This is a genomic window from Undibacterium sp. Di27W (genome assembly GCF_049340345.1).
GTDB lineage: Bacteria > Pseudomonadota > Gammaproteobacteria > Burkholderiales > Burkholderiaceae_D > Undibacterium.
On record NZ_JBMPOS010000003.1, the window covers coordinates 168,439 to 195,424 of the forward strand.

Annotated in this window: 30 protein-coding genes; 22 read left to right on the forward strand and 8 right to left on the reverse strand. The window is 51.0% G+C overall.

Features of this window, described 5'->3' with window-relative positions; translation table 11 throughout:
* Positions 1–7: 7 nt before the first annotated feature.
* The 10 genes from ssuC to rfaE2 all read left to right on the forward strand — a co-directional run bounded on the left by ssuC (position 8) and on the right by rfaE2 (position 8,809).
* Positions 8–892: an aliphatic sulfonate ABC transporter permease SsuC gene (ssuC, locus tag ACO0LF_RS08445; protein WP_423013675.1), complete on the forward strand. Its 885-nt coding sequence runs from the start codon at positions 8–10 to the stop codon at positions 890–892.
* Positions 889–1,800 carry an ATP-binding cassette domain-containing protein gene (locus ACO0LF_RS08450; RefSeq protein WP_423013676.1) on the forward strand — a complete coding sequence of 304 codons (912 nt, stop codon included), beginning with the start codon at positions 889–891 and terminating at the stop codon, positions 1,798–1,800. Before ssuC ends, ACO0LF_RS08450 begins: the two co-directional genes overlap by 4 nt.
* A 25-nt stretch (positions 1,801–1,825) precedes the next feature.
* Positions 1,826–2,041 carry a TOBE domain-containing protein gene (locus tag ACO0LF_RS08455; protein ID WP_110256421.1) on the forward strand — a complete coding sequence of 72 codons (216 nt, stop codon included), beginning with the start codon at positions 1,826–1,828 and terminating at the stop codon, positions 2,039–2,041.
* A gap of 25 nt (positions 2,042–2,066) precedes the next feature.
* The gene (locus ACO0LF_RS08460) at positions 2,067–2,912 is read left to right on the forward strand and encodes an EAL domain-containing protein (RefSeq protein ID WP_423013677.1); all 846 of its coding nucleotides are present in this window, start codon (positions 2,067–2,069) and stop codon (positions 2,910–2,912) included.
* 290 nt (positions 2,913–3,202) lie between these two features.
* Positions 3,203–4,057 (forward strand): sulfate ABC transporter permease subunit CysT, encoded by an 855-nt coding sequence (gene cysT, locus ACO0LF_RS08465; protein WP_423013678.1) that lies wholly within the window; start codon positions 3,203–3,205, stop codon positions 4,055–4,057.
* Positions 4,057–4,950 carry a sulfate ABC transporter permease subunit CysW gene (gene cysW / locus ACO0LF_RS08470; RefSeq protein ID WP_423013679.1) on the forward strand — a complete coding sequence of 298 codons (894 nt, stop codon included), beginning with the start codon at positions 4,057–4,059 and terminating at the stop codon, positions 4,948–4,950. The genes cysT and cysW overlap by 1 nt, the downstream gene beginning before the upstream one ends.
* 17 nt (positions 4,951–4,967) lie before the next feature.
* Positions 4,968–6,035 carry a sulfate/molybdate ABC transporter ATP-binding protein gene (locus ACO0LF_RS08475; protein ID WP_423013680.1) on the forward strand — a complete coding sequence of 356 codons (1,068 nt, stop codon included), beginning with the start codon at positions 4,968–4,970 and terminating at the stop codon, positions 6,033–6,035.
* 14 nt (positions 6,036–6,049) lie between these two features.
* Positions 6,050–6,982 (forward strand): CysB family HTH-type transcriptional regulator, encoded by a 933-nt coding sequence (locus ACO0LF_RS08480; protein ID WP_423005092.1) that lies wholly within the window; start codon positions 6,050–6,052, stop codon positions 6,980–6,982.
* 158 nt (positions 6,983–7,140) lie between these two features.
* Positions 7,141–8,004 carry a ferritin-like domain-containing protein gene (locus tag ACO0LF_RS08485; protein WP_423013681.1) on the forward strand — a complete coding sequence of 288 codons (864 nt, stop codon included), beginning with the start codon at positions 7,141–7,143 and terminating at the stop codon, positions 8,002–8,004.
* Between the two features lie 325 nt (positions 8,005–8,329).
* Entirely contained in the window at positions 8,330–8,809 is a 480-nt protein-coding gene (rfaE2, locus tag ACO0LF_RS08490; protein WP_423013682.1) for a D-glycero-beta-D-manno-heptose 1-phosphate adenylyltransferase, read from the forward strand.
* Here rfaE2 and ACO0LF_RS08495 read toward each other — a convergent pair.
* The 3 genes from ACO0LF_RS08495 to ACO0LF_RS08505 form a co-directional block, all read right to left on the reverse strand.
* Positions 8,806–11,286, reverse strand: a complete 2,481-nt coding sequence (locus tag ACO0LF_RS08495; RefSeq protein WP_423013683.1) for a sensor domain-containing protein — start codon at positions 11,284–11,286, stop codon at positions 8,806–8,808. The two genes, rfaE2 and ACO0LF_RS08495, sit on opposite strands and share 4 nt — an antisense overlap.
* Positions 11,287–11,422: 136 nt before the next feature.
* The gene (gene trmL, locus ACO0LF_RS08500; protein WP_423013684.1) at positions 11,423–11,893 is read right to left on the reverse strand and encodes a tRNA (uridine(34)/cytosine(34)/5-carboxymethylaminomethyluridine(34)-2'-O)-methyltransferase TrmL; all 471 of its coding nucleotides are present in this window, start codon (positions 11,891–11,893) and stop codon (positions 11,423–11,425) included.
* Between the two features lie 25 nt (positions 11,894–11,918).
* Complete coding sequence (locus tag ACO0LF_RS08505; RefSeq protein WP_423013685.1) at positions 11,919–12,659, reverse strand: phosphoribosyltransferase family protein; 741 nt, start codon at positions 12,657–12,659, stop codon at positions 11,919–11,921.
* Between the two features lie 85 nt (positions 12,660–12,744).
* Here ACO0LF_RS08505 and ACO0LF_RS08510 point away from each other — a divergent pair, with 85 nt between their 5' ends.
* The 7 genes from ACO0LF_RS08510 (at position 12,745) to ACO0LF_RS08540 (ending at position 18,561) form a co-directional block, all read left to right on the forward strand.
* A complete protein-coding gene (locus ACO0LF_RS08510; RefSeq protein ID WP_423013686.1) occupies positions 12,745–13,659 on the forward strand; it encodes a methyltransferase domain-containing protein in 915 nt (304 codons plus the stop codon).
* A gap of 222 nt (positions 13,660–13,881) precedes the next feature.
* A complete protein-coding gene (gene coxB / locus ACO0LF_RS08515) occupies positions 13,882–15,069 on the forward strand; it encodes a cytochrome c oxidase subunit II (protein WP_423013687.1) in 1,188 nt (395 codons plus the stop codon).
* A gap of 24 nt (positions 15,070–15,093) precedes the next feature.
* Positions 15,094–16,689 carry a cytochrome c oxidase subunit I gene (gene ctaD, locus ACO0LF_RS08520; RefSeq protein ID WP_423013688.1) on the forward strand — a complete coding sequence of 532 codons (1,596 nt, stop codon included), beginning with the start codon at positions 15,094–15,096 and terminating at the stop codon, positions 16,687–16,689.
* A 49-nt stretch (positions 16,690–16,738) separates the two neighbouring features.
* Positions 16,739–16,846 (forward strand): cytochrome oxidase small assembly protein, encoded by a 108-nt coding sequence (locus tag ACO0LF_RS08525; RefSeq protein WP_423013689.1) that lies wholly within the window; start codon positions 16,739–16,741, stop codon positions 16,844–16,846.
* Between the two features lie 12 nt (positions 16,847–16,858).
* Positions 16,859–17,449, forward strand: coding sequence for a cytochrome c oxidase assembly protein (locus ACO0LF_RS08530; protein WP_423013690.1), 591 nt, complete (start codon positions 16,859–16,861; stop codon positions 17,447–17,449).
* On the forward strand, positions 17,446–17,661 hold the full coding sequence (locus tag ACO0LF_RS08535) for a DUF2970 domain-containing protein (protein WP_423013691.1): 216 nt from the start codon (positions 17,446–17,448) through the stop codon (positions 17,659–17,661). Before ACO0LF_RS08530 ends, ACO0LF_RS08535 begins: the two co-directional genes overlap by 4 nt.
* 39 nt (positions 17,662–17,700) lie before the next feature.
* The gene (locus tag ACO0LF_RS08540; protein ID WP_423005116.1) at positions 17,701–18,561 is read left to right on the forward strand and encodes a cytochrome c oxidase subunit 3; all 861 of its coding nucleotides are present in this window, start codon (positions 17,701–17,703) and stop codon (positions 18,559–18,561) included.
* Positions 18,562–18,671: 110 nt separating this feature from the next.
* Here the strand turns inward: ACO0LF_RS08540 and ACO0LF_RS08545 are convergent, their stop codons facing one another.
* Positions 18,672–18,872: a twin transmembrane helix small protein gene (locus ACO0LF_RS08545; protein ID WP_110256438.1), complete on the reverse strand. Its 201-nt coding sequence runs from the start codon at positions 18,870–18,872 to the stop codon at positions 18,672–18,674.
* A gap of 61 nt (positions 18,873–18,933) precedes the next feature.
* Here ACO0LF_RS08545 and ACO0LF_RS08550 point away from each other — a divergent pair, with 61 nt between their 5' ends.
* From ACO0LF_RS08550 to ACO0LF_RS08570, 5 genes are read left to right on the forward strand one after another with little or no spacing between them, the layout of a single operon-like run.
* Positions 18,934–19,647, forward strand: coding sequence for an SURF1 family protein (locus tag ACO0LF_RS08550; protein ID WP_423013692.1), 714 nt, complete (start codon positions 18,934–18,936; stop codon positions 19,645–19,647).
* Positions 19,634–20,239, forward strand: coding sequence for an SCO family protein (locus ACO0LF_RS08555; protein ID WP_423013693.1), 606 nt, complete (start codon positions 19,634–19,636; stop codon positions 20,237–20,239). Before ACO0LF_RS08550 ends, ACO0LF_RS08555 begins: the two co-directional genes overlap by 14 nt.
* Positions 20,240–20,260: 21 nt before the next feature.
* Positions 20,261–21,352, forward strand: a complete 1,092-nt coding sequence (locus tag ACO0LF_RS08560) for a COX15/CtaA family protein (protein ID WP_423013694.1) — start codon at positions 20,261–20,263, stop codon at positions 21,350–21,352.
* Entirely contained in the window at positions 21,349–22,233 is an 885-nt protein-coding gene (cyoE, locus tag ACO0LF_RS08565; RefSeq protein ID WP_423013695.1) for a heme o synthase, read from the forward strand. Before ACO0LF_RS08560 ends, cyoE begins: the two co-directional genes overlap by 4 nt.
* On the forward strand, positions 22,230–22,811 hold the full coding sequence (locus tag ACO0LF_RS08570) for an SCO family protein (RefSeq protein ID WP_423013696.1): 582 nt from the start codon (positions 22,230–22,232) through the stop codon (positions 22,809–22,811). Before cyoE ends, ACO0LF_RS08570 begins: the two co-directional genes overlap by 4 nt.
* A gap of 71 nt (positions 22,812–22,882) precedes the next feature.
* Here the strand turns inward: ACO0LF_RS08570 and ACO0LF_RS08575 are convergent, their stop codons facing one another.
* The 4 genes from ACO0LF_RS08575 to ACO0LF_RS08590 form a co-directional block, all read right to left on the reverse strand.
* The gene (locus tag ACO0LF_RS08575) at positions 22,883–23,761 is read right to left on the reverse strand and encodes a heparin lyase I family protein (RefSeq protein WP_423013697.1); all 879 of its coding nucleotides are present in this window, start codon (positions 23,759–23,761) and stop codon (positions 22,883–22,885) included.
* Positions 23,762–24,096: 335 nt separating this feature from the next.
* A complete protein-coding gene (gene rpoH, locus ACO0LF_RS08580; protein ID WP_422950255.1) occupies positions 24,097–24,993 on the reverse strand; it encodes an RNA polymerase sigma factor RpoH in 897 nt (298 codons plus the stop codon).
* A gap of 343 nt (positions 24,994–25,336) precedes the next feature.
* The gene (locus ACO0LF_RS08585; RefSeq protein ID WP_423013698.1) at positions 25,337–26,251 is read right to left on the reverse strand and encodes a cell division protein FtsX; all 915 of its coding nucleotides are present in this window, start codon (positions 26,249–26,251) and stop codon (positions 25,337–25,339) included.
* Positions 26,252–26,282: 31 nt separating this feature from the next.
* A complete protein-coding gene (locus ACO0LF_RS08590; protein ID WP_423005134.1) occupies positions 26,283–26,957 on the reverse strand; it encodes a cell division ATP-binding protein FtsE in 675 nt (224 codons plus the stop codon).
* Positions 26,958–26,986 lie beyond the last annotated feature (29 nt).

The following is a 26,986-nucleotide window of genomic DNA, read 5'->3' on the forward strand; positions in this document are numbered from 1 at the left end:
AGGCAGTATGGGACCCATGATTACAGAAGTCAGCGAATTCGCCGCCACTTATGCGCAGGGCGGTTCTGCCTATGAGGCGCAGTTTGCCGCTGGCAAACCAGATGTCTTTCGCCAGGCCAGTGTGCGTCTGCTGAAGCGTGGTCTGCCCTGGCTGGTGCCGGTCACCTTGATACTGATCTGGCAAGTGGCAGCACAGTCAGGCTGGTTATCCAGCCGCATTTTGCCCGAACCACTGGCGGTATTAAAGGCGTTCTGGACACTGACGGTCTCAGGTGAAATCTGGGTGCATGCGAAGACCAGTTTATGGCGCGCGATTTCAGGTTTTGCTGTGGGCGGCGGACTGGGACTTTTGCTGGGTTTGCTGACTGGCAGTTTCCGTTTTGCTGAAACCTTGCTGGATACTACCCTGCAAATGATCAGGAATATCCCAGCCCTGGCCCTGATACCGCTGGTGATCTTATGGTTTGGCATTGATGAGGCAGCAAAATTATTCCTGGTCTCGGTAGGCGTGTTCTTCCCGGTCTACCTGAACACCTTTCATGGCATACGCACCGTCGATAAAGGCTTGATAGAAATGGCACAAAGCTATGGTCTGTCTGGCTGGGCTTTGTACCGCGATGTGATCTTGCCGGGTGCCCTGCCTTCGATACTGGTAGGTGTGCGTTTTTCCCTGGGCCTGGTGTGGGTCTTGCTGATCGTTGCTGAGACCATTTCTGCCCAGGCTGGCATAGGTTATATGACCATGAATGCGCGTGAATTTCTGCAAACGGATGTGGTGCTGGTAGGCATACTCTTATATGCCTTGCTGGGCAAGCTGGCGGATGTCTTGTCCAAGCTGGTGGAACAGTATTTCCTGCGCTGGCATCCTGCTTATCAGGGGAGGGCTGCATGATGCGTCAATTTCCAGAGTTTCCCATCAGTGCTGTGCAAGACATCATTGCCCTGCGTGAAGAGCTTGATGGCGACTGGGCGCAGACGCCCATAGATGGCTGGGGTATAGCTGAGAAACAAGAGAGCCGTGGCACAGCCCTGAATTTACGTGGCATACAAAAATCCTATCAGGGTCGCCAGGTACTCAAGTCCTTGAATCTGCAGGTGGCGGCAGGTGAGTTTGTGGCCGTCATTGGCCGCAGTGGTTGCGGTAAAAGTACTTTGCTCAGATTAATTGCCGGTCTCGAACAGGCAGACAGGGGCAAGCTGGAATTTGGCACAGGAAATTCCAGACAAAAACCGGATACACGGGTGATGTTTCAAGATTCACGTTTGCTGCCCTGGAAAACCGTTATCGCCAATGTGGCGCTGGGTTTGACAGGCGGGCAAGCCCCGGCCCGTCAGGCCCTGGAAAAAGTCGCGCTGGCAGAGCGCGCTGACGAGTGGCCATCGGTCTTGTCCGGTGGCCAGCGTCAGCGTGTTGCGCTGGCAAGGGCGCTGGTACATGAACCTGCCTTGTTATTACTCGATGAACCTTTGGGCGCACTCGATGCACTGACCCGCATAGAAATGCAAAACCTGATTGAAAACCTGTGGCAGCAGCGTGGTTTCACTGCCGTGCTGGTGACCCACGATGTGCAGGAAGCCATCGCCCTGGCGGATAGAGTGATCCTGATAGAAGATGGCCAGATCACACTGGATACCCGTATCGATTTACCCCGTCCACGTGCGCGTGGCAATCCAAGATTTGCCGAGCTGGAAGAGTGTATCTTGCAGCGCGTTTTACAAAAACCTTCAGCAGCACCAGATACCGAACTCGGTGATGTATCGCTGCTGAGGACTGTCAGTCAGGTTGCATGGGCAATCTGATTATTCACTCATTTAAGGAATTATCATGAGCATACAAGCTATCAATGTACGTAATCAGTTTCGCGGCAAGATCAAGGCCATCATAGAAGGATCTGTTGTGTCTGAAGTCGATGTCGAGACACCCGCAGGCATAGTGACTTCTGTCATCACTACACGTTCCATCAAGGACTTGAACCTGGTCATCGGTTCAGAAGTTGTGGCACTGGTGAAAGCGACAGAAGTTTCTATCGCCAAGTTATAGATAGAATTTTTACGCTGAGGCAGACATGCATTCTCTTGCATTGCAAAACTACCTGAGTCGTCTGCAAAGTACACTGGCTACCACCAATTTGTGGCTGGATGAACAAGGGCGGGCACGCGGACGTTATTTTAATTCCACTCTGACCAGCGCCTTCCAGGCCATACGCGCTGGTGATGATGGGCGTATTGTTGCCTATGAAGCTTACGCCCGCAGCTATGCCAGTGATGACCAGGGCTTGAATATCTGGAAGTTGCTGGAAAATGCCGCCAATGATGATGAATCGGTAGAGCTTGACCGCTTGTGCCGGCTCTTGCATACCCTGAATTTTTACCGGCAGCCAGAAAGTGCCAAGCTGGATTTGTACCTCAGTGTGCATAGTCGCCTGCTGGCGGCGGTGGAAGGCAATCATGGCATGGCATTTCGCCGCATCCTCGATGTGCTGGAATTACCTCACCAGGACATCGTCTTGCAATTACCCTTGATCACGCCTAGCCAGCGCTGGGTCTTGACCCATGTGGCAGAGAATTATCGGCGCAATGGTTTTCGCATAGGTTTGCATGCCAGCAGCCTGGAGCAGGCAGCAGACTTGCTGGAACGCATACGTCCGGCTTCCATCAAGGTCGACATCAGTCTGGCCAATGATGAGCAAGCCCAGGTACGCTTGCTGGAACAGGCCGATCGTGGTCAGTGCCATATCATCTTCAGACGTATAGAAAACCAGAAACGCCTGCAGGCACTGCGCGCAGGCAATCAGACGGCCAGCCCGTATCTGTTGCAGGGCTTTTTGTTTGATTTACCCAAGGCAGCCTTGTTGAGCCGCGATGAAGCTCACCTGGTATTCGATTATCAGGAAGAGTTCAAGCTGGCCTGAGTTTTTTGCTGGCCTGGCCAGGCTGAAAAAAATAAACGATTTATGTATTTGGCCCCTTATGCGGATACTGCATAAGGGGCTAGATGCTGTTTACTGACGAGGGTTGATAAAAAATGAGCAAATTAACCACTAATTTATTGCTGTTTCAATAATCCTTACCTATATTTACATCCAGGACAGCGATCTATATATGAAAAATGCATTTAGGCATAATAAAAAATTCGTTTTCTATATAACAAAATGCTGAGAAGATTGCTCATCGATAGTCAAATCTGTAATAAAGGCTGAGCATGGCGCAGTTTCTAGGATCAAATAAAAGGGCGAGACGGGTGATACCGGGTTTTCATCTTTCCCTGGGTTTTACCCTGTTTTATCTGGGCTTGATCGTCCTGATACCGCTTTCTGCTGTTTTCCTGAAAACCTTTACCATGACCTGGGAAGCGTTCTGGAATACCGTTACTTCTGACCGTGTCATGGCTTCTTACCGCCTGACTTTCGGTGCTTCCCTGCTGGGTGCGCTGATCAATGTCTTTTTTGGCGGCATCGTTGCCTGGGTGCTGGTGCGCTACAAGTTTCCTGGCAAACGCCTTATTGATGCGCTGGTGGATTTGCCGTTTGCCCTGCCTACTGCAGTGGCAGGTATTACCCTGGCGACCCTGTATGCACCGAATGGCTGGATAGGAAAACTGCTCACACCGCTGGGTATCAAGGTTGCCTATACCCCGCTGGGCATCCTGGTGGCCCTGACTTTCATAGGCTTGCCTTTTGTTGTACGCACTGTACAACCCGTGCTTGAAGAGGCAGAAAAAGAACTGGAAGAAGCCGCAGCCAGCCTGGGTGCCAGCCATCTGCAAACTTTCTTGCGCGTGATCTTGCCGAGTATCTTGCCAGCCCTGCTGACTGGCTTTGCACTGGCTTTTGCGCGCGCCACTGGTGAATATGGCTCAGTGATTTTTATCGCTGGCAACATGCCCATGATTTCTGAGATTACACCGCTATTCATGATTACCAAACTCGAACAATACGATTATGCCGGGGCAACCGCGATTGCCGTAGTCATGCTCTTGCTGTCATTCAGTCTCTTGCTGGCGATTAATGCCCTGCAAGCCTGGACACGCAGCCGTCAAAATGCAGGGAGAGATTAATGACTACCGCGACTCTCAACCCACCATTGGCTGCGCGCCGACATGAGCCTGTGATCACACCAGCAGCGACCATGGAACCGCTGTGGGTACGTATCGTTTTATCAGTGCTGGCACTGGCTTTCCTGACCCTGTTTTTATTCATCCCGCTGGCAGCGGTTTTTGCCGAGGCACTGAAAAAAGGCTGGGAAGTTTATCTGGCTGCCATCGTCGAAGCCGATGCCTTGTCAGCCATTAAACTGACACTGATAGCGGCAGGTATTGCTGTGCCTTTGAACCTGGTTTTTGGCGTGGCTGCGGCCTGGACTATCGCCAAGTTTGAATTCCGCGGCAAGAATGTTTTGCTGACCCTGATCGATTTGCCATTCTCGGTATCGCCGGTGATTTCTGGCCTGATCTATGTCTTGCTGTTCGGTGCGCAAGGCTGGTTTGGTGAATGGTTGCGCGAGCATGAGATCAAGATTTTGTTTGCTGTACCAGGTATTGTGCTGGCCACCATCTTTGTGACTTTTCCATTTGTTGCGCGTGAACTGATACCACTGATGCAGGCGCAGGGCAGTGAAGAAGAAGAGGCGGCTCTGGTACTCGGTGCATCCGGCTGGAAGACCTTCTGGTACGTGACTTTGCCGAATATCAAATGGGGTTTGTTGTATGGCGTGATCCTCTGTAATGCGCGTGCCATGGGTGAGTTTGGCGCGGTGTCGGTAGTCTCTGGCCATATCCGCGGCGAGACCAATACCATGCCCTTGCAAGTCGAGATTTTATATAACGAGTACAACTTCACTGCTGCCTTTGCTGTCGCTTCATTGCTGACCCTGCTGGCTTTGCTGACACTCGCACTGAAAACATTAGTCGAATGGCGTACCAATGAAAACCGCCAATTGCCTCAGGAATAAAAGAGAAGGGGTTTACCGTGAGTATCGCTGTCAATCAATTACAAAAACGCTTTGGTAGTTTCACTGCTCTGGACAATGTCTCGCTGGATTTTCCAAACGGGGAATTGACGGCATTGCTGGGGCCTTCAGGCTGTGGCAAGACCACCTTGCTGCGCATCATCGCTGGTCTGGAATATGCAGACAGCGGTCAGGTCTTGCTGGATGGCCAGGATGCCTCGGCCCAGCATGTACGTGAACGCCAGGTTGGCTTTGTATTCCAGCACTATGCCTTGTTCAAGCATATGACGATATTTGAAAACATCGCTTTTGGCTTGCGCGTCAAGCCGCGCCATCTGCGTCCTTCAGAAAGTGAGATCAAGGAGAAGGTCACCAAGCTGCTGGAACTGGTACAACTGGACTGGCTGGCTGACCGCTATCCGCCACAATTATCTGGCGGTCAGCGCCAGCGTATCGCCCTGGCCCGTGCGCTGGCAGTGGAGCCGCGCGTACTCTTGCTGGATGAACCTTTTGGTGCGCTGGATGCCAAGGTGCGCAAGGAATTGCGCCGCTGGTTGCGTCGCCTGCATGATGAATTGCATGTCACCAGTATCTTTGTCACGCATGACCAGGAAGAAGCGCTGGAAGTGGCTGACAAGATCGTACTCATGAATCATGGCAAGGTTGAACAAGTCGGTGCACCGGCTGAGGTCTACCATCATCCAGCTACGCCTTTTGTGTATGGCTTTTTGGGTAATGTGAATCTGTTCCGTGGTCGTATCCATGAAGGCATACTCGATGCCGATGGCGTACCTTTTGAAGCACCAGGCCATGCCGATACCCGTGATGCATTTGGCACTGGTTATGTACGCCCCCATGAGCTGGAAATAGACCGTTATTCTCCAGGTGCAGCAGGTCTCAATGTGCAATTACGACGTGTCCATAGCATAGGCCCGCTGGCCCAGCTGGAACTGGAAAGAGATGATAACGGCGCACTGGTCGAAGCCATGATTTCTACAGAACGCTATGAACAACTGAAACTCAAAGTCGGTGAAGCTTTAGTGGTACGCCCTAAGCGTCTCCACGTTTTCGTCGATACTCACAAATAAAAATAAGGTGCCCTATGAATTTCCAGCAATTACGCTCCATCCGTGAAGCTTCCCGCCGCGGTTATAACCTGACTGAAGTGGCGAATGTCTTGTTCACTTCCCAGCCTGGCGTCAGCCGCCAGATCCGTGAACTTGAAGAAGAACTGGGCGTCGATATTTTCGAACGCAACGGCAAACGCCTGACTGGCCTGACTGAGCCGGGCAAGGATATTTTACCCATCATAGAAAGACTGTTGCTGGAAGCAGAAAACCTGCGCCAGGCTGGCGAGGACTATTCTGACCAGTCCAAGGGTACACTGACGATAGCCACTACCCATACCCAGGCGCGTTATGTCTTGCCCAAGGTAGTGCAAGGTTTCCGCCAGGCCTTCCCGGATGTGCGCATTGCCTTGCAACAAAGTTCGCCTGAGCATATTGCTGAATGGGTATTGTCTGGTAAGGCGGATATTGGTATCGCTACCGAAGGCCTGTCGCAGTTCAAGGACCTGGCTTCTTTCGCCTGCTATGAATGGAATCACGTCGTCGTCGTACCAGAAGGCCATCCACTCTTGAACAAAGAAGAACTGACACTGGAAGATTTGTCGAATTATCCATTGATCACCTATGATGTCGGTTTTACTGGTCGCGGCCATATTGATGATGCTTTCCGCCTGGCGGGTTTGCGTACTGATATCGTCCTGACAGCCATGGATTCTGACGTTATCCAGCAATATGTGGCTTTGGGCCTGGGTGTGGGCCTGGTGGCATCGATGGCGATAGAAGTGCAGCGCGCCCATGGCCTGAGGACGATTTCTGCTAGCCACTTGTTTGCTTCCAATGTCACCCGCCTGGCCGTGCGTCGCGGTGCCTATCTGCGCGCCTATACTTATGAATTCATACAACAATTCGCGCCCAATCTGGACAGGGATGAAGTCAGACAAGCCATCAGCGATGCAGAAACCCTGTAAAGTCTGTGGCGCTAACCCAGATATCTGCGGCTTGTTGCTTTATTAGCTGAATTTGCCTTAATTTTAGGCAAATCAGGCGCTGTCGTGAAGGCGTCACATCTCTCTGGTAAAATTAGGGAAATCATTCTAATTTCCGCAATTTTTATCAGAGGTTGACCATGCTTTACCCTGAATTGTTTAAGTCTTTGGAGCAAGTACGCTGGAATATGGAGTCAGACATCCCCTGGGATAAGTATGACGCCAGCAAATTGACGCCTGAGCAGGCGCAAACCATCAAGATGAATGCCATCACTGAATGGTCTGCCTTGCCAGCGACAGAAATGTTCTTGCGTGACAACCGGGGTGACAGTGATTTTTGTGCCTTCATGTCGGTCTGGTTTTTTGAAGAACAAAAGCATTCCCTGGTCTTGATGGAATACCTGCGTCGTTTCCACCCTGAACTGGTGCCGACAGAGAAAGAACTCGACAATGTACGCTTTGAGTTCGATCCAGCACCTCCGCTGGAAACCCTGATGCTGCATTTCTGCGGTGAAATCCGTTTGAACCACTGGTATCGCTGCGCATCAGACTGGCATACCGAGCCTGTCATCAAGCATATCTACAAAATCATCAGCCAGGATGAGGCACGCCATGGCGGGGCCTATCTGCGCTATATGAAAAAATCCCTGGCAGAAGCGGGTGATGTGGCCCGCGCTGCGTTTTCCAAAATCGGCGTCCTGATGGCATCGGCCAGACGTACGGAAAAGCCTTTGCATCCTACCAACTTGCATGTCAATCAGGCACTGTTCCCTAACGACACCATACAATCACGCCTGCCTGACCCCGACTGGCTGGAACGCTGGCTCGATGGCCAGATCAAGTTCGATGGTGTTTGGGAAAAGAAAGTCGTCGACCGTATTTTGCATAATATGTCGCTGCTGTTTGAGCGCACTTTCGAAACCGTGCAAGACTTGAACCGTTATCGCAAGGAAGTCGCACAAAGACTCGTTATTTTGCCTGGCAGCTTGCCTAGCGCTGCATAAACCTGGTGCGAGCCTGTACAATCGCCGCTAATCATTAGCGGCGTTTTTGTTTATAAATCAAGACCGTTCAACACAGAGACACAGAGACACAGAGAAAAGCGTAGGGAAAAACGAAATCGTAATTCTCGTAGGTTGGGCTACGGTTTACCAGCCCAACACTCGGCGTATAAATAGCGTATTCGTTTATCAAAGGCACAGTGTTGGGCTGGTAATTCGTAGCCCAACCTACGAGTTGCAAACATTCGCGTTTATTTCCTCTTGCATTTCTCTGTGTCTCCGTGCCTCTGTGGTGAGCGGTTTTCGTAAAAATCCCACAAAGTTTCCTATGCCCGAATTCGAAAAAAAACTCTCTACACGCGACGAACTGAGCGAGCGTGTGCGTGCTTTACCCAAACCCGTCGTCATGACCAATGGCGTGTTCGACATCCTGCATCGTGGCCATGTCAGCTATCTTGCCGATGCACGCGCATTGGGGGCTTCGCTGGTGGTTGCCGTGAATACGGATGCTTCGGTCAAGCGTTTGGGCAAGGGGGATGACCGGCCTGTCAATTCATGTGAAGATCGCATGGCGGTATTGGCGGCGCTGGAGGCGGTCAGCCTGGTGGTGGAATTTGATGAAGATACTGCTTTGCAAGCCGTGCTGGCGGCGCACCCGGATGTGTATGTCAAGGGTGGCGACTATGACATGACAGCCATACCAGAAGGCCAGGCAGTGCTGGCTTATGGTGGTGCAGTGGCGGCCATCGATTTTGAACATGACCGTTCCACCAGTAAATTACTGGCCAGGGTACGCTCAGGCAGTTAAGTTTTTTGTTGCTGTAGCAGGATTTCAAAGTCTTCCGGCGGCAACGGTCTGGAAAACAGATAGCCCTGGGCAAAGTCGCAACCGGCCTGCTTCAGCAAGTCATGTTGCTGCTGTGTTTCCACGCCTTCGGCCACCACTTTCAAATCCAGCTTGTGGGCCATCATGATGATGGCTTCTGACAAGGCAATATCACTGGTATCAGCGGCCAGATTGCGGATGAAGGATTGATCTATCTTGAGATAGTCGATATCAAATTTCTTCAGGTAGGAAAGTGAAGAATAGCCAGTCCCAAAATCATCCAGCGCGACTTGTATGCCGGCATCGCGGAATTGCAAGAGTTTGCTGGTGATTTTCTGGCTGGCATCAAGCAACAGGCCTTCGGTGATTTCCACCGAAATCGCCTGACCAGGGAGGTTTTGCGCAGCCAGATCATGTATCCATTTGACATAGCGTTCCTGGTCAGCCTGAAACTCCATGGGCGACTGATTAATACTGATCTGGAAGTCAGGCTGGTACAGTTCACGCCATTTCTTGACCCAGCGCACAGCTTCATAAAACACCAGGTCACCGATAGCGACGATGAGACCACTGGTCTCGGCGATGGGGATGAATTCCATGGGGCTGATAAAACCCAGTTGCGCATGGGGCCAGCGCACCAGGGCTTCGGCTTTTTGTATCAGCCCGGTATGGATATCGATGATGGGCTGGAAATACACACACAGGCCACGGTCGGCGATCGCTGCCCGCAAATCCGTCGTCATGCGCAGGCGTGCCAGTGCCGCCGTTTGCAGGCTGGGTGTGAAATAGCTGAAGCGGTTACGGCCCTGGGCCTTGGCAGCATACATGGCCTGATCTGCATGCTTGATGAGATCATCGAGATTATCGGCATCGCGCGGGTACATGGTGATGCCCACGCTGGCAGAGAGATAGATTTCCTCACCGGCGAGCAAGAAGGGCGTGGACATGCAGCGTATGATGTTTTGCGCTATGGATTCTGCCCGGTTGGGTTCATGCATCTCTGGCAGTGAAACGGTGAATTCATCGCCACCCAGGCGCGCCACGGTATCACTCTCCCTGACGCAGGTACGCAGACGGTGGGCGGCTTCTACCAGCAAGGCATCACCAGTCGCATGGCCCAGGGTGTCATTCACTTCCTTGAAAAAATCCAGATCGATGAACAATACCGCCAGACTCAGTTTATGGCGTTTGCTGAGTTTGATATCGTGATCCAGCCTGTCATAAAACATGCGGCGGTTAGGCAAGCCGGTCAGGGTATCAATATTTGCCTGTTGCCAGACCAGGGCCTCGGTTTTCTTCTTTTCTGTTATGTCGAGTACGGTACCCAGCATGCGTTGCGGGCGGCCCTCCCGGTCCCATTCCACCACAGCACCGACCGAGAGTATCCAGCCCCATTCCCCGCTGGCTTTCTTTTGCCGGAATTCAACGCGGTATTCCTCGGTCTTGCCTTCCAGGTGTTCCCGAAAGGCGCGTGCGGCAACAGAGAAATCTTCCGGGTGTACCCGGGCTGTCCAGTTCTTTTTATTTTCTTGGAAACTGTCGTGCGCATAACCCAGCATGAGTGCATATTCTGGGCTGACGATGGCGTCGCCAGTGCGCACATTCAAATCATATAAGCCCTGATGGGTGGCAGACAGTGCCATGCGCAGGCGCTCTTCGCTTTCACGCAGCGCGACTTCGGCCTGTTTTCTTACTGAAATATCAGTATGGGTGCCGACCATGCGGGTGGGCCTGCCCTGAGCGTCGCGTTGTATCACCGTGCCACGTGTCAGTATCCATTTCCAGCTGCCATCCTTGCACTGGACACGATGTTCGTTGATGTAGATAGGCGTCTTGCCATCAAAGTGATCTTGCCTGTCCTGGTACATTTGCCTCAGGTCATCTGGATGGGTGCGTTTGTCCAGTTCTTCGGACAAATCATCTATTTCTTCTTTTTCGTAACCATAGATTTCGCGCAGGCGATCAGACAATATTTCTATGCCGGTTTGTGGATACCAGTCCCAGACACCATCCCCTGATCCCTCCAGGGCCAGTTGCCAGCGTTCCTCATGCAGATGTAATTGTTCTTCACTTTGCTTGCGCTGGCTGATATCAATAATCATGGCATAGCAACCTCTGACCTTGCCATCCGGCTCCAGCACGGGGAGGATTTGGGCAGCAATGGTACGCGTGCCACCATGCAGATAAGGCACGGTGGTTTCATAGGCGATGTAGTTCCCGGCCAGGGCTTGCTCCACATAAGAACGCACATGGGCAAAGGCGACTTCACCGATGACATCAGCCATATGTCTATTGATCACGGCCGAGCGGGGTATGCCAAACCAGTCTATATACACCTGGTTGATGAATTGATAGCGATAATTTGCATCTACATAAGAAATGCAGATGGGCAGGGCATCAATCAGATGCCGCAGTTGTTGAAGGTCGTCTTCAAATTGCTCGCTTACCGGATTTTGCACTATCTCGTCCTGGCCTTGAAATCTAAGCTCCTGCGAGCATGCTAAAGGATTTTTCAGGAAATGCAGCAAATTTTCAACTACAGTGTGGTAATTTAGATAATTGATCCAGGGAAATTAAATTACCTCCCAGTAAAGCTTAACTACCGCCAGCAAAACCATTCTGCCGCCAGGCTTCATAAACTACAACGGCCACTGTATTCGACAAATTCAGGCTGCGGTTATCTGGCCGCATAGGCAGGCGTATGCGCTGGCTGGTGGGGAAGGATTCACGCAATTCAGGTGCCAGGCCGCGGGTTTCTGCGCCGAACACAAAATAGTCACCAGGCAGGAAAGCCATATTGGCGAAAGGCGTGGAACCATGCGTAGTCATGGCAAACATGCGACTGGTGTCAGGTTGTTCGCTGGCACAAAACGCTGCCCAGTCTTTATGCACTTTCATGGTCGCATAATCATGATAATCGAGGCCGGCGCGCTTCATCTTGCTGTCATCCAGAGGGAAGCCCAGCGGTTCTATCAAATGCAGTTGCACCCCTGTATTGGCACACAGACGGATGATATTGCCAGTATTTGGCGGTATTTCTGGTTCTACCAGGACGACATGAAACAAGGTGATTCCTTAATGACGTAGTGATTCAGTGAATATGAGGAAGGGTGCGGGCAAATACATAAGCAGTAATTTTGGCCGCACCATGGCGCTTCAGCATTGTAGCGATTTCATGCAGGGTCATGCCAGTAGTCATGACATCGTCAACAACACCCAGGTGCAAACCCCTGACATTATCCAGATGATTTTCATCAAGACAAAATGCATGTTTGACATTGCTGGCCCGGTCTGCGGTTGGCAGGCCGCTTTGCATGGCGGTTTCCCGGCTGCGTTGCAGGAGATGCGCATCGGCGGGTATTCCCAGGTGTTTCGATAGCGGGCGGGTGATTTCCCAGGCCTGGTTAAAGCCACGCTCCGCTAGTCTGGCTTTTCCCAGGGGCACGGCACAGAGCAAATCTGGTAACTCACTGCCTGCTTGACGCAGGATGCTATCTCTCAGCATACGGGCAAACCAGGGAGCCAGCGCCAATTGATGGGCGAATTTCAAGGATAGGAGTAATTGATCTTGCGGGGCTGCGTAGTCGCAAACAGTCAGGGTTTTGTCAAACGCTGGAGGATTGCTGAGGCAATCACCGCAACGCGGGCTGGCGCTGCCAGGTGGCAAGGGCAGGGCGCACTGGATGCAACGCTGTGGCCCCGGCTGGAAATAAGTCACATGACAAGATGTGCAAACTACCTCGGCACTATCCAGGCGGCATAGCGCGCAAGAATTGGGGATCAAGGCGGCAATGCCATTTTGCCAGACCAGCTTGAGTTTGTCTGTGAACATGAATAGTCAGCGTGGGTACATGCATGGTTACAAACGTGTAAACTGTCAGCTTAACTTAAAAACGCAGTTTCTTGCAATTTTGCCTATGCTGAGCGCTCCCATTAATCTGCAACTGGTACGTCGCCTGTTTGCCGATGCAGAAAAAATCCATGCTTCCGACTTTTTGCGTCGCGAAATTGCCACACGTATGCGCGAAAAACTGGAGCTGGTCAAAATCACGCCTGCGGCCTTTTTGGATGCAGGTTGTGGTGAGGCTGATGATATTGCGGAGTTGCAAAAAGTTTATCCTGCGGCATTAGCCTATGGTGTCGATGCTTCCCTGCCCATGCTGGCGTCGGGCAAGCTCAGGCAAATGGCGGCTAAAAGTGCCATGGGGCGTCTATTGGCAAAATGGACACCCACGGCCTTGCGCCAGGATGCTGGCCAGCACTTGCTGTGTGCTGATTTTGCCCGTTTACCCATGGGCAATGCCAGCGTAGACCTGATCTGGTCCAATCTGGCCTTGCACTGGCATCCCCAGCCTGACCTGGTGTTTGCTGAATGGCGACGGGTCTTGCGCACCGAGGGTTTGCTGATGTTTTCCTGTTTTGGTCCGGATACCTTGACAGAATTGCGCCAGGCCTTTGCAGCTGTGGATGAAGTGCCACATGTGTTGCCCTTTGTTGATATGCATGATTTTGGCGACATGCTGGTGAATGCCGGATTTTCCACGCCTGTCATGGATATGGAAAAAATTACCCTGACGTATGGCAGTGCCGGGAAGCTTCTGGAAGACGTGCGGGCTCTGGGCGGCAACCCCCTGATGACGCGCCGGCAAGGCTTATTGGGACGGAAAGCCTATGCGCGCTTGCTGGCAGCATTGGACAAGCAAAAAAATGCCGATGGGCGTATCAGTTTGACATTGGAAGTGGTGTACGGCCATGCCTTCCGCCCCGTAAATCGTAAAACTGCAGCCGGTGAAGCTATAGTACGTTTTGATCTACCAAAAAAATCAACTTAATCCAGATCAAAAAATACAGAAAAACTGTAAAATTTTGTCTTAAATCTTTGTGACATTTGCGTTAAATCATAGTTGGCGCAAATGTATTCTGCTTGATATCGTCCAGCTTTACGCCTTATACTCTCGCAGTTGTGGAAGTTGCCGGTACGCATTTGAAAATATTTTGAATTTGTGTCCCTGGCGCTCTGTTAAAAGAATTCTAATCGGGTTTTGGGGATATTCATGAAACATGCTAAGCGATTAAAGTCGTTCATGCTGGGTGCTTCGCTCTTGGCTGCAAGCTTGCCAACCTGGGCGGTAGTCAATGGTCCAGCGGTAGATATGAAGGGCGGTCCGGCAGTCAAGCAGTTAAATCTGCAGCCACCTGTTACAAAAATTGCTCAGGATATTTATGACATCCATAACCTGATGCTGTATATCTGCCTGGGTATTTTTGTCATTGTTTTTGGAGTAATGTTTTACTCCATACTGAAACACCGCAAATCTGTTGGTCATAAGGCTGCGACTTTCCATGAAAGTACTACAGTTGAAATCGCCTGGACCATCATCCCCTTCATCATCGTTATCGTCATGGCTTTGCCAGCAACAAAAACTGTTGTGGCAATGAAAGATACCTCGAATGCCGACATCACCATTAAAGCCACCGGCATGCAATGGAAATGGGGCTATGACTACCTCAAGGGCGAAGGCGAGGGGATTTCTTTCCTGTCCACCCTGTCTACCCCGCGTACTCAGGTCGGTGCGCCAGGCGTAGAGCCAACTGAAAAACGTGGCGATAACTACCTGATCGAAGTTGACAATGAAGTCGTGGTACCGGTCAACAAGAAAGTCCGCATTATTACCACGGCAAATGACGTTATCCATGCCTGGACTATCCCGGCTTTCGGCGTCAAACAAGATGCGATTCCTGGTTTTGTCCGTGATACCTGGTTCAAGGCTGAGAAAATCGGTACTTACCGCGGTCAATGCGTAGAGCTATGCGGTAAAGAACATGCCTTCATGCCTATCGTTGTCAACGTCGTTTCTGACGAAGACTACAAAAAATGGGTAGATGGCAAGAAAAAAGAAATGGCTGCCAAGGCAGACGATCCCAGCAAGGTCTGGACTGTCGATGAGCTGAAACAACGTGGCGAAAAAGTCTATGCAGCAAACTGCGTAGTCTGCCACCAGGCCACAGGTAAAGGTGTGCCAGGTGCATTCCCTGCACTTGATGGTTCTGCTGTTGTGACTGGTCCTAAAGCTGCACAATTGGCAATAGTCATGAATGGTAAGGCTGCCATGCCAGCCTGGAAATCTACCTTGTCAGATACAGAAATTGCAGCGGTAATCACTTACACACGTAATAACTGGTCTAACAAGGCTGCTGAAAACATCGTCCAACCAGCTGAAGTTTTGGCTGCGCGTAAGTAATAAACAGGAAGAACAGGAGAAAAGATGAGCACTACTACAGTTGATCACGCTCACGATCACTCTCACGACCACGCGCATGACCATCCTCATGGTTGGCAGCGTTGGTTATTTGCAACCAACCATAAAGATATCGGTAGCCTGTATCTGTGGTTCGCTTTCACGATGTTGCTGGCTGGTGGCGTCATGGCTCTCGGTATCCGCAGTGAATTGTTCCAGCCTGGTCTGCAACTCATGCAGCCGGAGTTTTTCAACCAGTTGACTACCATGCACGGCCTGGTCATGGTTTTCGGCGCGATCATGCCAGCTTTCGTTGGTTTCGCTAACTGGATGATTCCTCTGCAAATCGGCGCGTCCGATATGGCATTTGCCCGTATGAACAATTTCTCGTTCTGGCTCATGCCTCCTGCAGCCCTGTTGCTGATGGGTTCTTTCCTGGTACCTGGCGGCGCAACTGCTGCTGGCTGGACGCTGTATGCACCCTTGTCCACGCAAATGGGCCCTGGCATGGACATGGCGATTTTCGCTGTCCACATCATGGGTGCGTCTTCCATCATGGGTTCCATCAACATCATCACCACCATCCTGAACATGCGCGCTCCTGGCATGACCTTGATGAAGATGCCGATGTTTTGCTGGACCTGGTTGATTACTGCCTACCTGTTGATCGCTGTGATGCCGGTTCTGGCTGGTGCGATCACCATGACCCTGACTGATCGTCATTTTGGTACATCCTTCTTCAATGCAGCAGGCGGCGGCGATCCTGTCATGTATCAACACATTTTCTGGTTCTTCGGACATCCAGAGGTGTACATCATGATTTTGCCAGCCTTTGGTATTGTTTCCCAGATCGTTCCTGCATTTGCCCGCAAGCCTTTGTTTGGTTATGCATCGATGGTGTATGCAACAGCATCCATCGCGATCCTGTCCTTCATCGTCTGGGCGCATCACATGTTTACAACCGGTATGCCAGTGACGGCACAGTTGTTCTTCATGTATGCCACCATGCTGATCTCGGTTCCTACCGGCGTGAAAGTGTTTAACTGGGTGGCAACAATGTGGAAAGGCTCGATGACTTTCGAGACGCCTATGTTGTTTGCAGTCGGCTTTATCTTCGTGTTCACCATGGGTGGTTTCACAGGCCTGATCCTGGCGGTAACACCGATTGATATCCAGTTGCAAGATACTTACTACGTGGTTGCCCACTTCCACTATGTGTTGGTGGCGGGTTCCTTGTTTGCTCTGTTCGCTGGTTACTACTACTGGGGTCCAAAGTGGACAGGTTTCATGTACAACGAAACACGCGGCAAGATCCACTTCTGGGGTTCGCTGATTTTGTTCAACGTTACCTTCTTCCCTATGCACTTCCTGGGCCTGGCCGGTATGCCGCGTCGTTATGCTGATTATCCTGCGCAATTCACCGATTTCAATCAGCTGGCCACTGTCGGTGCGTTTGGTTTTGGTCTGATGCAGGTATATTTCATCCTGGCTGTGGTCATCCCATCCATCAAGGGTGGCATACCAGCGGCAGCAAAACCATGGGATGGTGCTGAAGGTCTGGAATGGACAGTGCCTAGCCCTGCACCTTTCCACACTTTTGAAGAACCGCCAGAATTCAAATAATCGTCTTACGGCTTAGGCTTGCTCCGGTTCTGCCGGAGCAAGACAAAAAATGAGTAATCGAAAAAAACCGAATAATTTGCGTACAGCCATACTTTTGTTTTCTGTGGCGTTTGCGTTTTTTGTTGCGGTCTTCATTAAACAAACCTGGTTACGCTGATAGGATAGCTTCATGTCGCAAGAGGAATCCGGCGTTGCAGGCAAGAATAAGCTGAATGCGAAAATGCTCGGCAAGTTGCTGGTGATTGCGGGGCTGATGTTTGGATTTGGTTATGCCCTGGTGCCCATTTACAAGCAAATTTGTGAATTAACCGGGGTAAATATACTGACTCCCAAGGATATCTCGGTCAAAGAGATATCCAATTCCCAGATAGACAGAAGCCGTGAAGTGACGGTGGAGTTTGATGCAAATACGCAAGGTCCGTGGCGTTTTCGGCCCACCGTGGCGAGCATGAAAGTGCATCCTGGTGAAATGACGCAAATTGTTTATGAAGTAGTCAACAAACAGTCTTACAAGATGGATGCGCAGGCGATACCCAGCTACGCTCCGCAACAGGCTGCTGGTTACTTCAAGAAGATGGAATGCTTTTGTTTCAAGCAGCAAACCCTGGGTCCAAATGAAGCGCGGCAAATGCCTGTGGTGTTTTATATAGACCCGGCCTTGCCCAGAGAAGTAAAGACAATTACCTTGTCCTATACTTTTTTTGAAGTGGGCGGTAAGCCACAAGCTGCTGCAGTTGGAGAAGGGCAGGGCAAGTCATGACAGAGTTAAAAGAAGCCAGCAAGCGTAAGGCTTCGTTTTTGGCAACAATGAAAGCGGTATTCTGGTCGTTTCTGGGAATACGCAAGAAAAAAGATTATGAGCAGGATGCAGCGCAGTTGAATCCTGTTCACGTGATTATTGCCGGTATCATAGGTGCACTGATCTTTATTTCAGTGCTGATCGCGATAGTCAAACATGTAGTCGCAAAATAACAATTCAAGTCGTACATTAAATTGCATCGGGAGATGGAAATGAGTTCTCAACACGCTAATGCGCCCTATTATTTTGTACCTGGTCCATCCAAATGGCCGGTATTGGGTGGCACGACCTTATTGCTGACCATGATAGGTGCTTCTGCCTGGGTCAACGGCCTGGCCTGGGGTTCTTACCTGAACTTCGCCGGTATCATCCTGACACTGGTGGTCTTGTACAACTGGTTTGGTGAAGCGATTGCTGAATCCGAAGGCGGTAAATACAGCGCCCGTATCGACGTTTCTTTCCGCTGGAGTATGAGCTGGTTCATCTTCTCTGAAGTGATGTTCTTTGCTGCTTTCTTTGGTGCCTTGTTCTATGCACGTACTATCTCCATGCCCTGGCTGGCTGATCTGGATCACAAAGTCTTGTGGCCTGATTTTGCTGCCAACTGGGGTAATGTAGGCCCCGCTGGTACAGTTGAAGCCTTCAAGACCATGGGGCCTTTCCCTATCCCCACGATCAATACTGCCTTGTTGCTGACTTCTGGCGTGACGCTGACTATTGCGCATCACGCTTTGCGTGAAGGGCATCGTGCCAAGACAGCCATCTGGTTGTTTGCCACAGTCTTGCTGGGTGCCGTGTTCATGGGCTTCCAGGCTTACGAATACATGCATGCATATAGCGAGCTGAACCTGAAACTGACTTCTGGTATCTATGGCTCCACATTCTTCATGCTGACTGGTTTCCACGGTTTCCACGTGACCATGGGCGCGATCATGTTGTCGGTGGTGTTGTACCGTGTCATGAAAGGCCACTTTACTCCCGAGCACCACTTCGCATTTGAAGGCGCTGCCTGGTACTGGCACTTTGTTGACGTGGTCTGGCTGGGCCTGTACGTTGTTGTCTACTGGCTGTGAACAAGAATCGCTAGCATAAAAAAGCCGCACTTTAGTGCGGCTTTTTTACATAGATGGAAACGCTGGAATATTGCGAATAATACCGGGCACTGCTGGCGCTGAAGCAGTACTTACCTGATACCAGTCGGCTGTATCAAGCCAAAATGATTGGCCAGCAAGATCAGCAAAAACAGGGTGATGGAAAATCCTACCCTGAAGGCCAGTGCCTTGACCGTGCGATTGCTTTTCCCTTTGTCTTTCATCAGATAAACCAGGGCAGACCCCAGGCTGAACAGAATAAGGAAAAAAGCGATGGCGACAAGAATTTTCATACTGGGTTATTGTTGATACTTTAATTGATCGACTCCCGCATTGTAATACCTTACTACCTGAATGCCTATTTCCTTCCGCTTCCGCCTGATCCCGTTTATTGCCTGCCTGCTGCTGGCCAGTCTGGGCATCGCTTTGGCGCAATGGCAGACGCACAGGGCGCAGGAAAAAGAAAACCTGGCGGCACAAATGACAGAACGCCAGCATTTGCCTGCCCTGATATTGAATGCGCAAACACCGTCTGGGCAATTGCAGGCTTTTCGCAAGCTGCAAGTCAGCGGGCAATTCATACGCGAATGGCCGCTCTACCTGGATAATCGTCCCTTACAGGGCAAGGCAGGTTTATATGTGCTACTGCCTTTCAAGCTGGCAGACAGCAACAAATATGTGTTAATCGCTCGTGGCTGGCACCCGCGGGATGCGCGTGACAGAATGCATGTGCCGGATATTCCTGTCGCCAGCGGTCCTGTCGTCCTGGAAGGCATGCTCAGGGAAAAGCTGGATCGTGTTATGCAACTCGGTCAGGCCGACCTAGTCAAACCTGGCAGCCTCTTGCAAAACATCGATGTCGATGCCCTGGCAAAACAGACAGGCTGGGATTTTTATCCCTTTGTGCTGGAACAGACTACGGTAGTGAATGATGGCTTGTCACGCGACTGGCCCATGCCCTCGGCTGGGGCGGACAAGCACAGAGGCTATGCCTTCCAATGGTATGCACTGGCCTTGATGGCCTTCTTATTTTTTGTTGTTACTGGATTTCGTCGTGGAAAAAACTGAAAAGCAAGTTTCGCATGGTCGCTGGAAATTAATCCTGGTGCTGGCAGTCTGCGCTGCCCCCATGATTTTTTCTTATCTGGCCTACTATGTCATCAAGCCTGAAGGCCGCACCAATTACGGCACCATACTCGACCCACGCCTTTATCCCATGCCCAGGCTGGCTGGGCATTTGCTGGGCGCAGCGGCGTCAGATCCAGCGACAGGCCTGGAAGCCTATCAAGGCAAGTGGCTGATGCTGCAGGTGGATAGCGGTGCCTGTGCCGATGTCTGCCAGAAAAGAATGTATGACATACGCCAGTTGCGCACGGCCCAGGGCAAGGAAATGGACAGGATAGAACGCGTCTGGCTGATTACCGATGATACCCCTATCGATACCATGCTGATACGCCAGCATGATGGCGCACGCATGTTGAAGATGGATGCCGCGGCCTTGAAAGCCTGGTTGCCGACCGAGAGCGAAACCCAGATCAGTGATCATATTTACCTGATAGACCCGCGTGGCAATCTGATGATGCGTTATCCAAAAAATGCCGATGCCAACAAGATTAAAAAAGACCTCAGCAAATTATTGCGTGCTTCAGCAATAGGTTAAACGATAGGGTAAACAACAATCATGTGGTTGCAGATCGCATTGACAGCACTGATGGTCGCCGTAGTACCGGCGACCATGATTTTCTTGTCCAAGGAAAAGAATAAGTACCGCAAACTCATTGCGGTGACAGTGACGCTGACTTTTGAGCTCATCATGTTCGGTGCATTTACGCGCCTGACGGATTCCGGCCTGGGTTGCCCGGACTGGCCAGGTTGCTACGGCCAGGCCAACCCCCTGCAATCCCATGCTGCCATCAAGGCGGCTGAAATTGCCATGCCTACTGGCCCGGTTACTTTACAAAAAGCCTGGATAGAAATGGTACACCGCTATCTGGCCATGAGTGTGGGCATTTTGATCATTGTCCAGATGGCCATAGCCTGGGCACGCCGCCGCCAACTCAATTCCAGCCCCTGGTTATCGACCTTCCTGCTGTTTTTTGTTTGCCTGCAAGGTGCTTTTGGTGCCTGGACTGTCACCTTGAAGTTGCAACCTGTCATAGTGACCACGCACTTGATACTGGGTATGGGTTTGCTGGCGCTACTCAGTGCCAGCCTTGAGCAGCAAAGCTCTTCCCTGAGCAGTGCCGGCATTGCTGCCGCAGATGGCAGGCGTATGTTGTGGCCTGCCAGCCTGGCCTTAATACTGGTCTTTGTACAAATCGCCCTGGGTGGTTGGGTGAGTACTAACTATGCTGCTTTAGCTTGTCATGATTATCCCCTGTGCAATGGCCAGGCTCTACCCGCAATGGACTTTGAACACGGCTTTAGCCTCTGGCGCCAGCTGGGGCTAACCATGAGTGGCGATTACCTGCCCTTCAATGCCCTGGTTGCCATACACTGGGTACACAGGAATTTTGCCTTGCTGGTAGTCCTTGCTTGCCTGTGGGCTGCGCTGAGGGCACGCAAGATAGTCGGGCTGGAAAAGCTGGGCCGCAATCTCTTGCTGGCGATTCTTGCCCAATTCATCATTGGCATCTCTACTGTCTTTTTTTCCTGGCCTTTGCTGCTGGCAGTTTTGCATAATGGGATGGCCGCCATGCTCGTGCTCTTGCTCACCATGTTAAACTACCGCATAAGGCATGTGAGCCTTGCCGCTGCCAAAGATAGATCATGACCACTTTAAGTTTACCCTCCAACCGACTGGCTCAGTACTGGGCTTTGACCAAGCCCCGTGTCACCCAGCTCGCCGTTTTTTGTGCCGTCATCGGCATGTTCCTGGCAACACCAGAATTGCCGAACTGGCGCATCGTGGTTGCCGCCACCGTCGGTATCTGGTTACTGGCCGGTGCGGCTTTTGCCGTGAATTGCCTGGTAGAAAAAGAAATTGATGCCCGCATGGCCAGAACGGCACGCCGTGCCACTGCCCAGGGCGAAATCACCGTGCCGCAGACCCTGGTGTTCTCTGGCGTCATCGGTGGCATGGGCATGTGGGTTTTGTATACCATGGTCAATCCCCTGACCATGTGGCTGACCTTTTCCACCTTTGTTGGTTATGCTGTCATTTACACCATCATCCTGAAGCCGGCGACGCCGCAAAACATCGTTATCGGCGGTTTGTCTGGTGCCATGCCACCAGCCCTGGGCTGGGCTGCCGTGGCCAATGATGTGCCCATGCAGGCATGGTTGCTGGTATTGATCATCTTTGTCTGGACGCCACCGCATTTCTGGGCACTGGCCATGTACCGGCGTGATGATTATGCGCGTTCTGGCTTGCCCATGCTGCCGATTACGCATGGCCTGGAATTCACCCGCTTCCATATCTGGCTGTACACCATTGCCCTGTTTGCCACCACCATGCTGCCTTATGCCGTGCATATGAGTGGCCTGATCTACCTCGTCAGTGCGATTATCCTGGGCCTGATTTTTCTCTGGTATGCATGGCGTATCTACAAGCATTATGATGATGTGCTGGCGCGCAAGACCTTTACCTTTTCCATCATCTACCTGTCCCTGCTGTTTGCAGCCTTGTTGATCGATCACTATATCAAGCTATGAAAATTCTCAAGCATTTGGCTGGCATGCTGATGGCAATGGCCTTGCTGGCTTGTACTGAAGCACCGGAAAAATTTAATAATACTGATTTGACCGGCCTCGATTATGCCAGGGACTTTGCGCTGACAGATCACAATGGCAAGGCACGTACCCTGGCAGATTTCAAGGGCAAGGCCGTGGTCATCTTTTTCGGTTATACCCAGTGCCCTGACGTTTGTCCAACCACCATGGCAGAGATGGCGGGGGTCATGAAATTGCTGGGCCCGGATGCTGACAAGGTGCAAGTTTTGTTCGTGACCCTGGACCCCGAGCGCGATACCCAGGCCTTATTGGCCAGCTATGTTCCCAATTTCGATCAGCGCTTCCTGGGCCTGTATGGAGATGCCGCAGCGACCGCCAAAGTCGCCAAGGAATTCAAGGTGTTTTATCAAAAGGTAGAAGGCAAGACGCCAGGCAGCTATACCATGGACCATACGGCTGGCAGCTATGTCTATGACCCGCAAGGGCGCGTACGCTTATTCCTGCGTCATGGTCAGGGCCCTGAACCAGTTGCGCATGACCTGAAGATTTTATTAAAGTGAATACAGATTCTGGTCTGGATAGCATACCCAGACCAGATGATGAATCCTGAGACTTCTGCCCTGACGCAGTGTTAACCGCCGAAAGCTGCCTTCGCCACGTCGGCAAAAGTTGTTCCACGCACCACTGGGCCTAGCAAGAGGCTGCTGGTAAATGGCAGGCCACGGTTGCGATAGTAGCCAGTTTTCCAATAGTGATCTTCGACGGCTAGGCCGGTGCCATATTGCAGCGTAGGCATACTCTTGGCTTCATAGACCATAGTCCATTGTGCGTTTGGCCCTTCATCAAGTCTGGATATCGCCAGATAGCCTTTACTATCTGTTGCCCATTTGACTTCTATCATGAACTTGACCCATTGCCCCTGGTTCAGTTTTCCATCGCCTAATGTGGCTGTTACTGCATTTTTTGGTGTAGTGCGTGTTCCGCCTTCATAAATGTCACCTGTTTGCAGATTGAGATGAAAATCTTTTTCTGCACAAAGAGCAAACGCCGGATTTGTTTTCAGAGTATCCGGGCCATGTAATTGGAAAATGATGCCCCAGGCGTAGGGATCAATGGAAGTGCCTACGGGCGGTTGCCAATTAAGTGGCAATTTGACCGAGATTCCATAAAACTCATGTCCTGAACTGGCGTTAACTGACAAAGGCGTAGATTTGAGCGACTGCATGGTGGAGACTTCAGCCCGTTCACCTGACCATCCACCGAATTGATCACCAGGTCTGACCTGAATTTCTGCCACTGCAATATTGGGTGAAAAACGCTCATTATCGCGTGGTGCAATGCGGTCTTTTTCCCAAGCTTGCAAATCACGCCATACACCAGGACCAGGGCGCTCAGTCTTGGCGCTCCAGTCACCGACAAAGCTCACATTGGCAGGAAGTGATTTTACTTGTGCGTTGCAATTAAGCGACAGGATTGCCGCAATAAGCACAGCGAATGTTTTCTTGTTCAACACTTTTCCGGGTGCTGAAATTTGTTTGATTGTTAGCATAAAGCCTCTCTTTGGTGAGTATCGATAATCCATACAGTGAGCAGGCTTATTTTTTGCAAAAACCGGTGTTAAGACATGCTTGTACGAGTTTTGCCTGGCTGCTCAAGATTGAATGTAGCATCGCCAAAGAAATTAGTTAAGTTGCACTATTTATTTACGGCAACTTTATTGGGTAAAGCAAATTCCCTGTTGATTTTTCATGCTGGTAATGAGCATAAGCTCACAGTATTGCAGGCGTGATAAAACAAAAGGCACTCTTGCGAGTGCCTTTGTGATATTGCTACAGCGTGTTTTGATCAGGCAAAACTGCTGAGGCTACCCTTCATTTTCTTCAGGGCTGCGCTTTCTATCTGGCGTATGCGTTCGGCAGAAACACCGTATTCATCGGCCAGCTCGTGCAGGGTAGAGCCAGTGCCATCATCATTTTTCAACCAGCGTGATTCTATGATGTGGCGTGAGCGTGCATCCAGTTTGGACAGGGCAGATTCCAGTCCTTCGCTTTGCAGACGATCATACTGACGTGTTTCCAGCACACGGGTAGGCTCGTCAGACTCAGTTTTCAGATAAGCGATAGGAGCAAACTTCTCATCGTCATCATCCGTCGGTGCATCCAGGGCGATATCGTGGCCAGACAAACGCATTTCCATTTCGATGACTTCTTCGCGTTTGACATCCAGCGTTGATGCCAGGGCATCAATTTGCTTGGGTGTCATCGCGTCCAGGCCTTCTTTATGGCTGCGCAGGTTAAAGAACAGTTTGCGCTGGGCCTTGGTCGTAGCTACTTTTACCAGACGCCAGTTTTTCAAAATGTACTCATGCATCTCAGCCTTGATCCAGTGCATGGCATAAGACACCAGACGTACACCCTGGTCAGGATCAAAACGTTTAACAGCTTTCATCAGGCCGATATTGCCTTCCTGGATCAAGTCAGCATGGGGCAAGCCATAGCCGAGATAACCGCGGGCGATAGACACTACCAGGCGCAGATGCGACATAACCAGTTGCTGCGCAGCAGCCAGGTCATTGTCATTACGTAATTTGTTTGCAAAGTCTATCTCTTCCTGATGCGTGAGCATAGGCAGACGGTTGACTGCAGAGATATAGGCATCAATATTACCCAGCGTGCCACTAAAGCCCAGGGCCAGTGCAGTGCTGTCGGTTGCAGGGATCAATTGTGTCGATGTAGTTGCCATTTTTCCTCCTTATTGCTGCCTTAAGAGTATCAATTACTCTTTTCGGCACTTTCAAGTTCCTATATTAGCACTCTCTTGAGAAGAGTGCTAATACTGAGATTCTATGAGCTTAATCAAATAAATCTATTGAAAAACAAGCATTCATTTGTGGCTTTTATAATACTTAGATAGACGTCAAGGCTGAAAGTTGCAATCAATCCCAGCTAAATTGTAAGAGCCTGTTGCAGAATCAAGATGCTCAAACATCCGTCAGGGTGCTGGAATGCTAAACAATGATGTTCAGCCATATCAGCACTATGAAGACGAAACAGGAGCAGATTTATTGTGCACAAGCGCTGAGAATTTAACTTGCGCGCGCCAACTGCCTTCTTACCGATAGAAAAACACCTACCAGCCCAAGTAACATGCTAACAGCGAGGAGTATGGCGCTCTGTACGATACCCAACGGAGCCAGGTGGAATTCCGATGCATATAATTTAGCGAATTCGGCAATTGCCTTGTTCAAGGGTTGTAAAGACGCTGCAATCATGCCCAGTGCCAGTCCACCTGCCAATAGCCCTAGTAAGGCACCGGTATAGTAATAAGGCTTGTGAATGAAGCTATTGGTGGCACCCAGCAAACGGGTCACGGCAATTTCTGCCCTGTGTGAAATGACTTGCAGGCGGGTAGCATTAAATACCACGACTACGACAACCACACCCAGCGTGGCAGCCAGGAATAATAGACCCAATTGCATGATTTGTACCAGGGCAGCCAGGCGCTTGACCCAGGCAGAATCGAGTTGCACCACATCGACATCCGGCATTTGCTTGATTTCTTCCACCAGTGCTTCTATCTTGCCTGCCTCATTATTCGACATGGACAAGACATAGGCATCTGGCAAGGGGTTGCCACCCAGAGTGGACAAGACTTCTGCCAGATTGGATGACTGCTCCAGATTGGCAAGCGCCTTATCCTTGGGGATGAAGTTCAGATTTGCCGTGATGTTTTTCTCTTTCAGCAATTTCTTGAGCGGTATCGACAAGGCAGTGGCGGTTGCCCTGGGCGTGTCCGGGCTGACAAAGATACTGATTTCCGGCTCTATCGATAATTGTGAAGAAATTGGCCGTATGTTTTCTATCAGGGTCAAACCTGCAATCGGCAAGGCCAGGGCAATGGCGACGACCAGGACATTGAACAGAAAATTGCCTGGGCTGCCGCGCAAATGCGCAAAAGCACTCTTGATGGCAAACCAGTGTTGACGTAACCAGTTGGTCATGAATTTTTCCTTATTATTCTGTCATGCGGCATCAAGCGGCCAGCGAGGATTTCCAGGTATCGACGACCCGGCCCTGGCTCAAATAAATCACACGGCTGGCTTGATCAAGAAATTGTTCATCATGGCTGGAGATAATGCAGGTGACGCCAGCACTCTGGAAAGCTTTCAGCGCATTCAATACCTTGTTGGCATTGTCTCTGTCCAGAAAGGCGGTAGGTTCATCCGCCAGGATGATCTGTGGCCGGTTGACAATCGCACGGGCAATTGCCACCCTTTGCTGTTCACCACCTGAGAGAGCCAGCGGCATGGAGTAAGCCTTGTCTGGCAAGCCCACTTTCTCCAGAGCGATGCGGGCACGCGTTTCAGCCTCGCCATGGGAGGCGCCGGTGACGATGATGGGCAGCATGACATTGGCCAGCACATGGCGGTCAGTCAATAGTTTTTGATCTTGCAAAATCAAGCCCAGCCTGCGGCGCAGATAGGGCAGGCTGCTGGCTTTTAGTTTGCTGATATCCTGGCCATTCACTCTGACCATGCCGGAAGTTGGTTTTTCTATACCGGCAATCATTTTGAGTAAAGTAGACTTGCCTGCGCCCGAGGGGCCAGCCAGGAAGATCAGTTCACCATCGGCGATCGACAAGGAAACATCTTTGAGCGCATAGGCATCTTGCGAATATTGTTTGCTGACGTGTTCAAATTCAATCATGGTCGCTGTGGCCTTGTGGCTATAGGTGG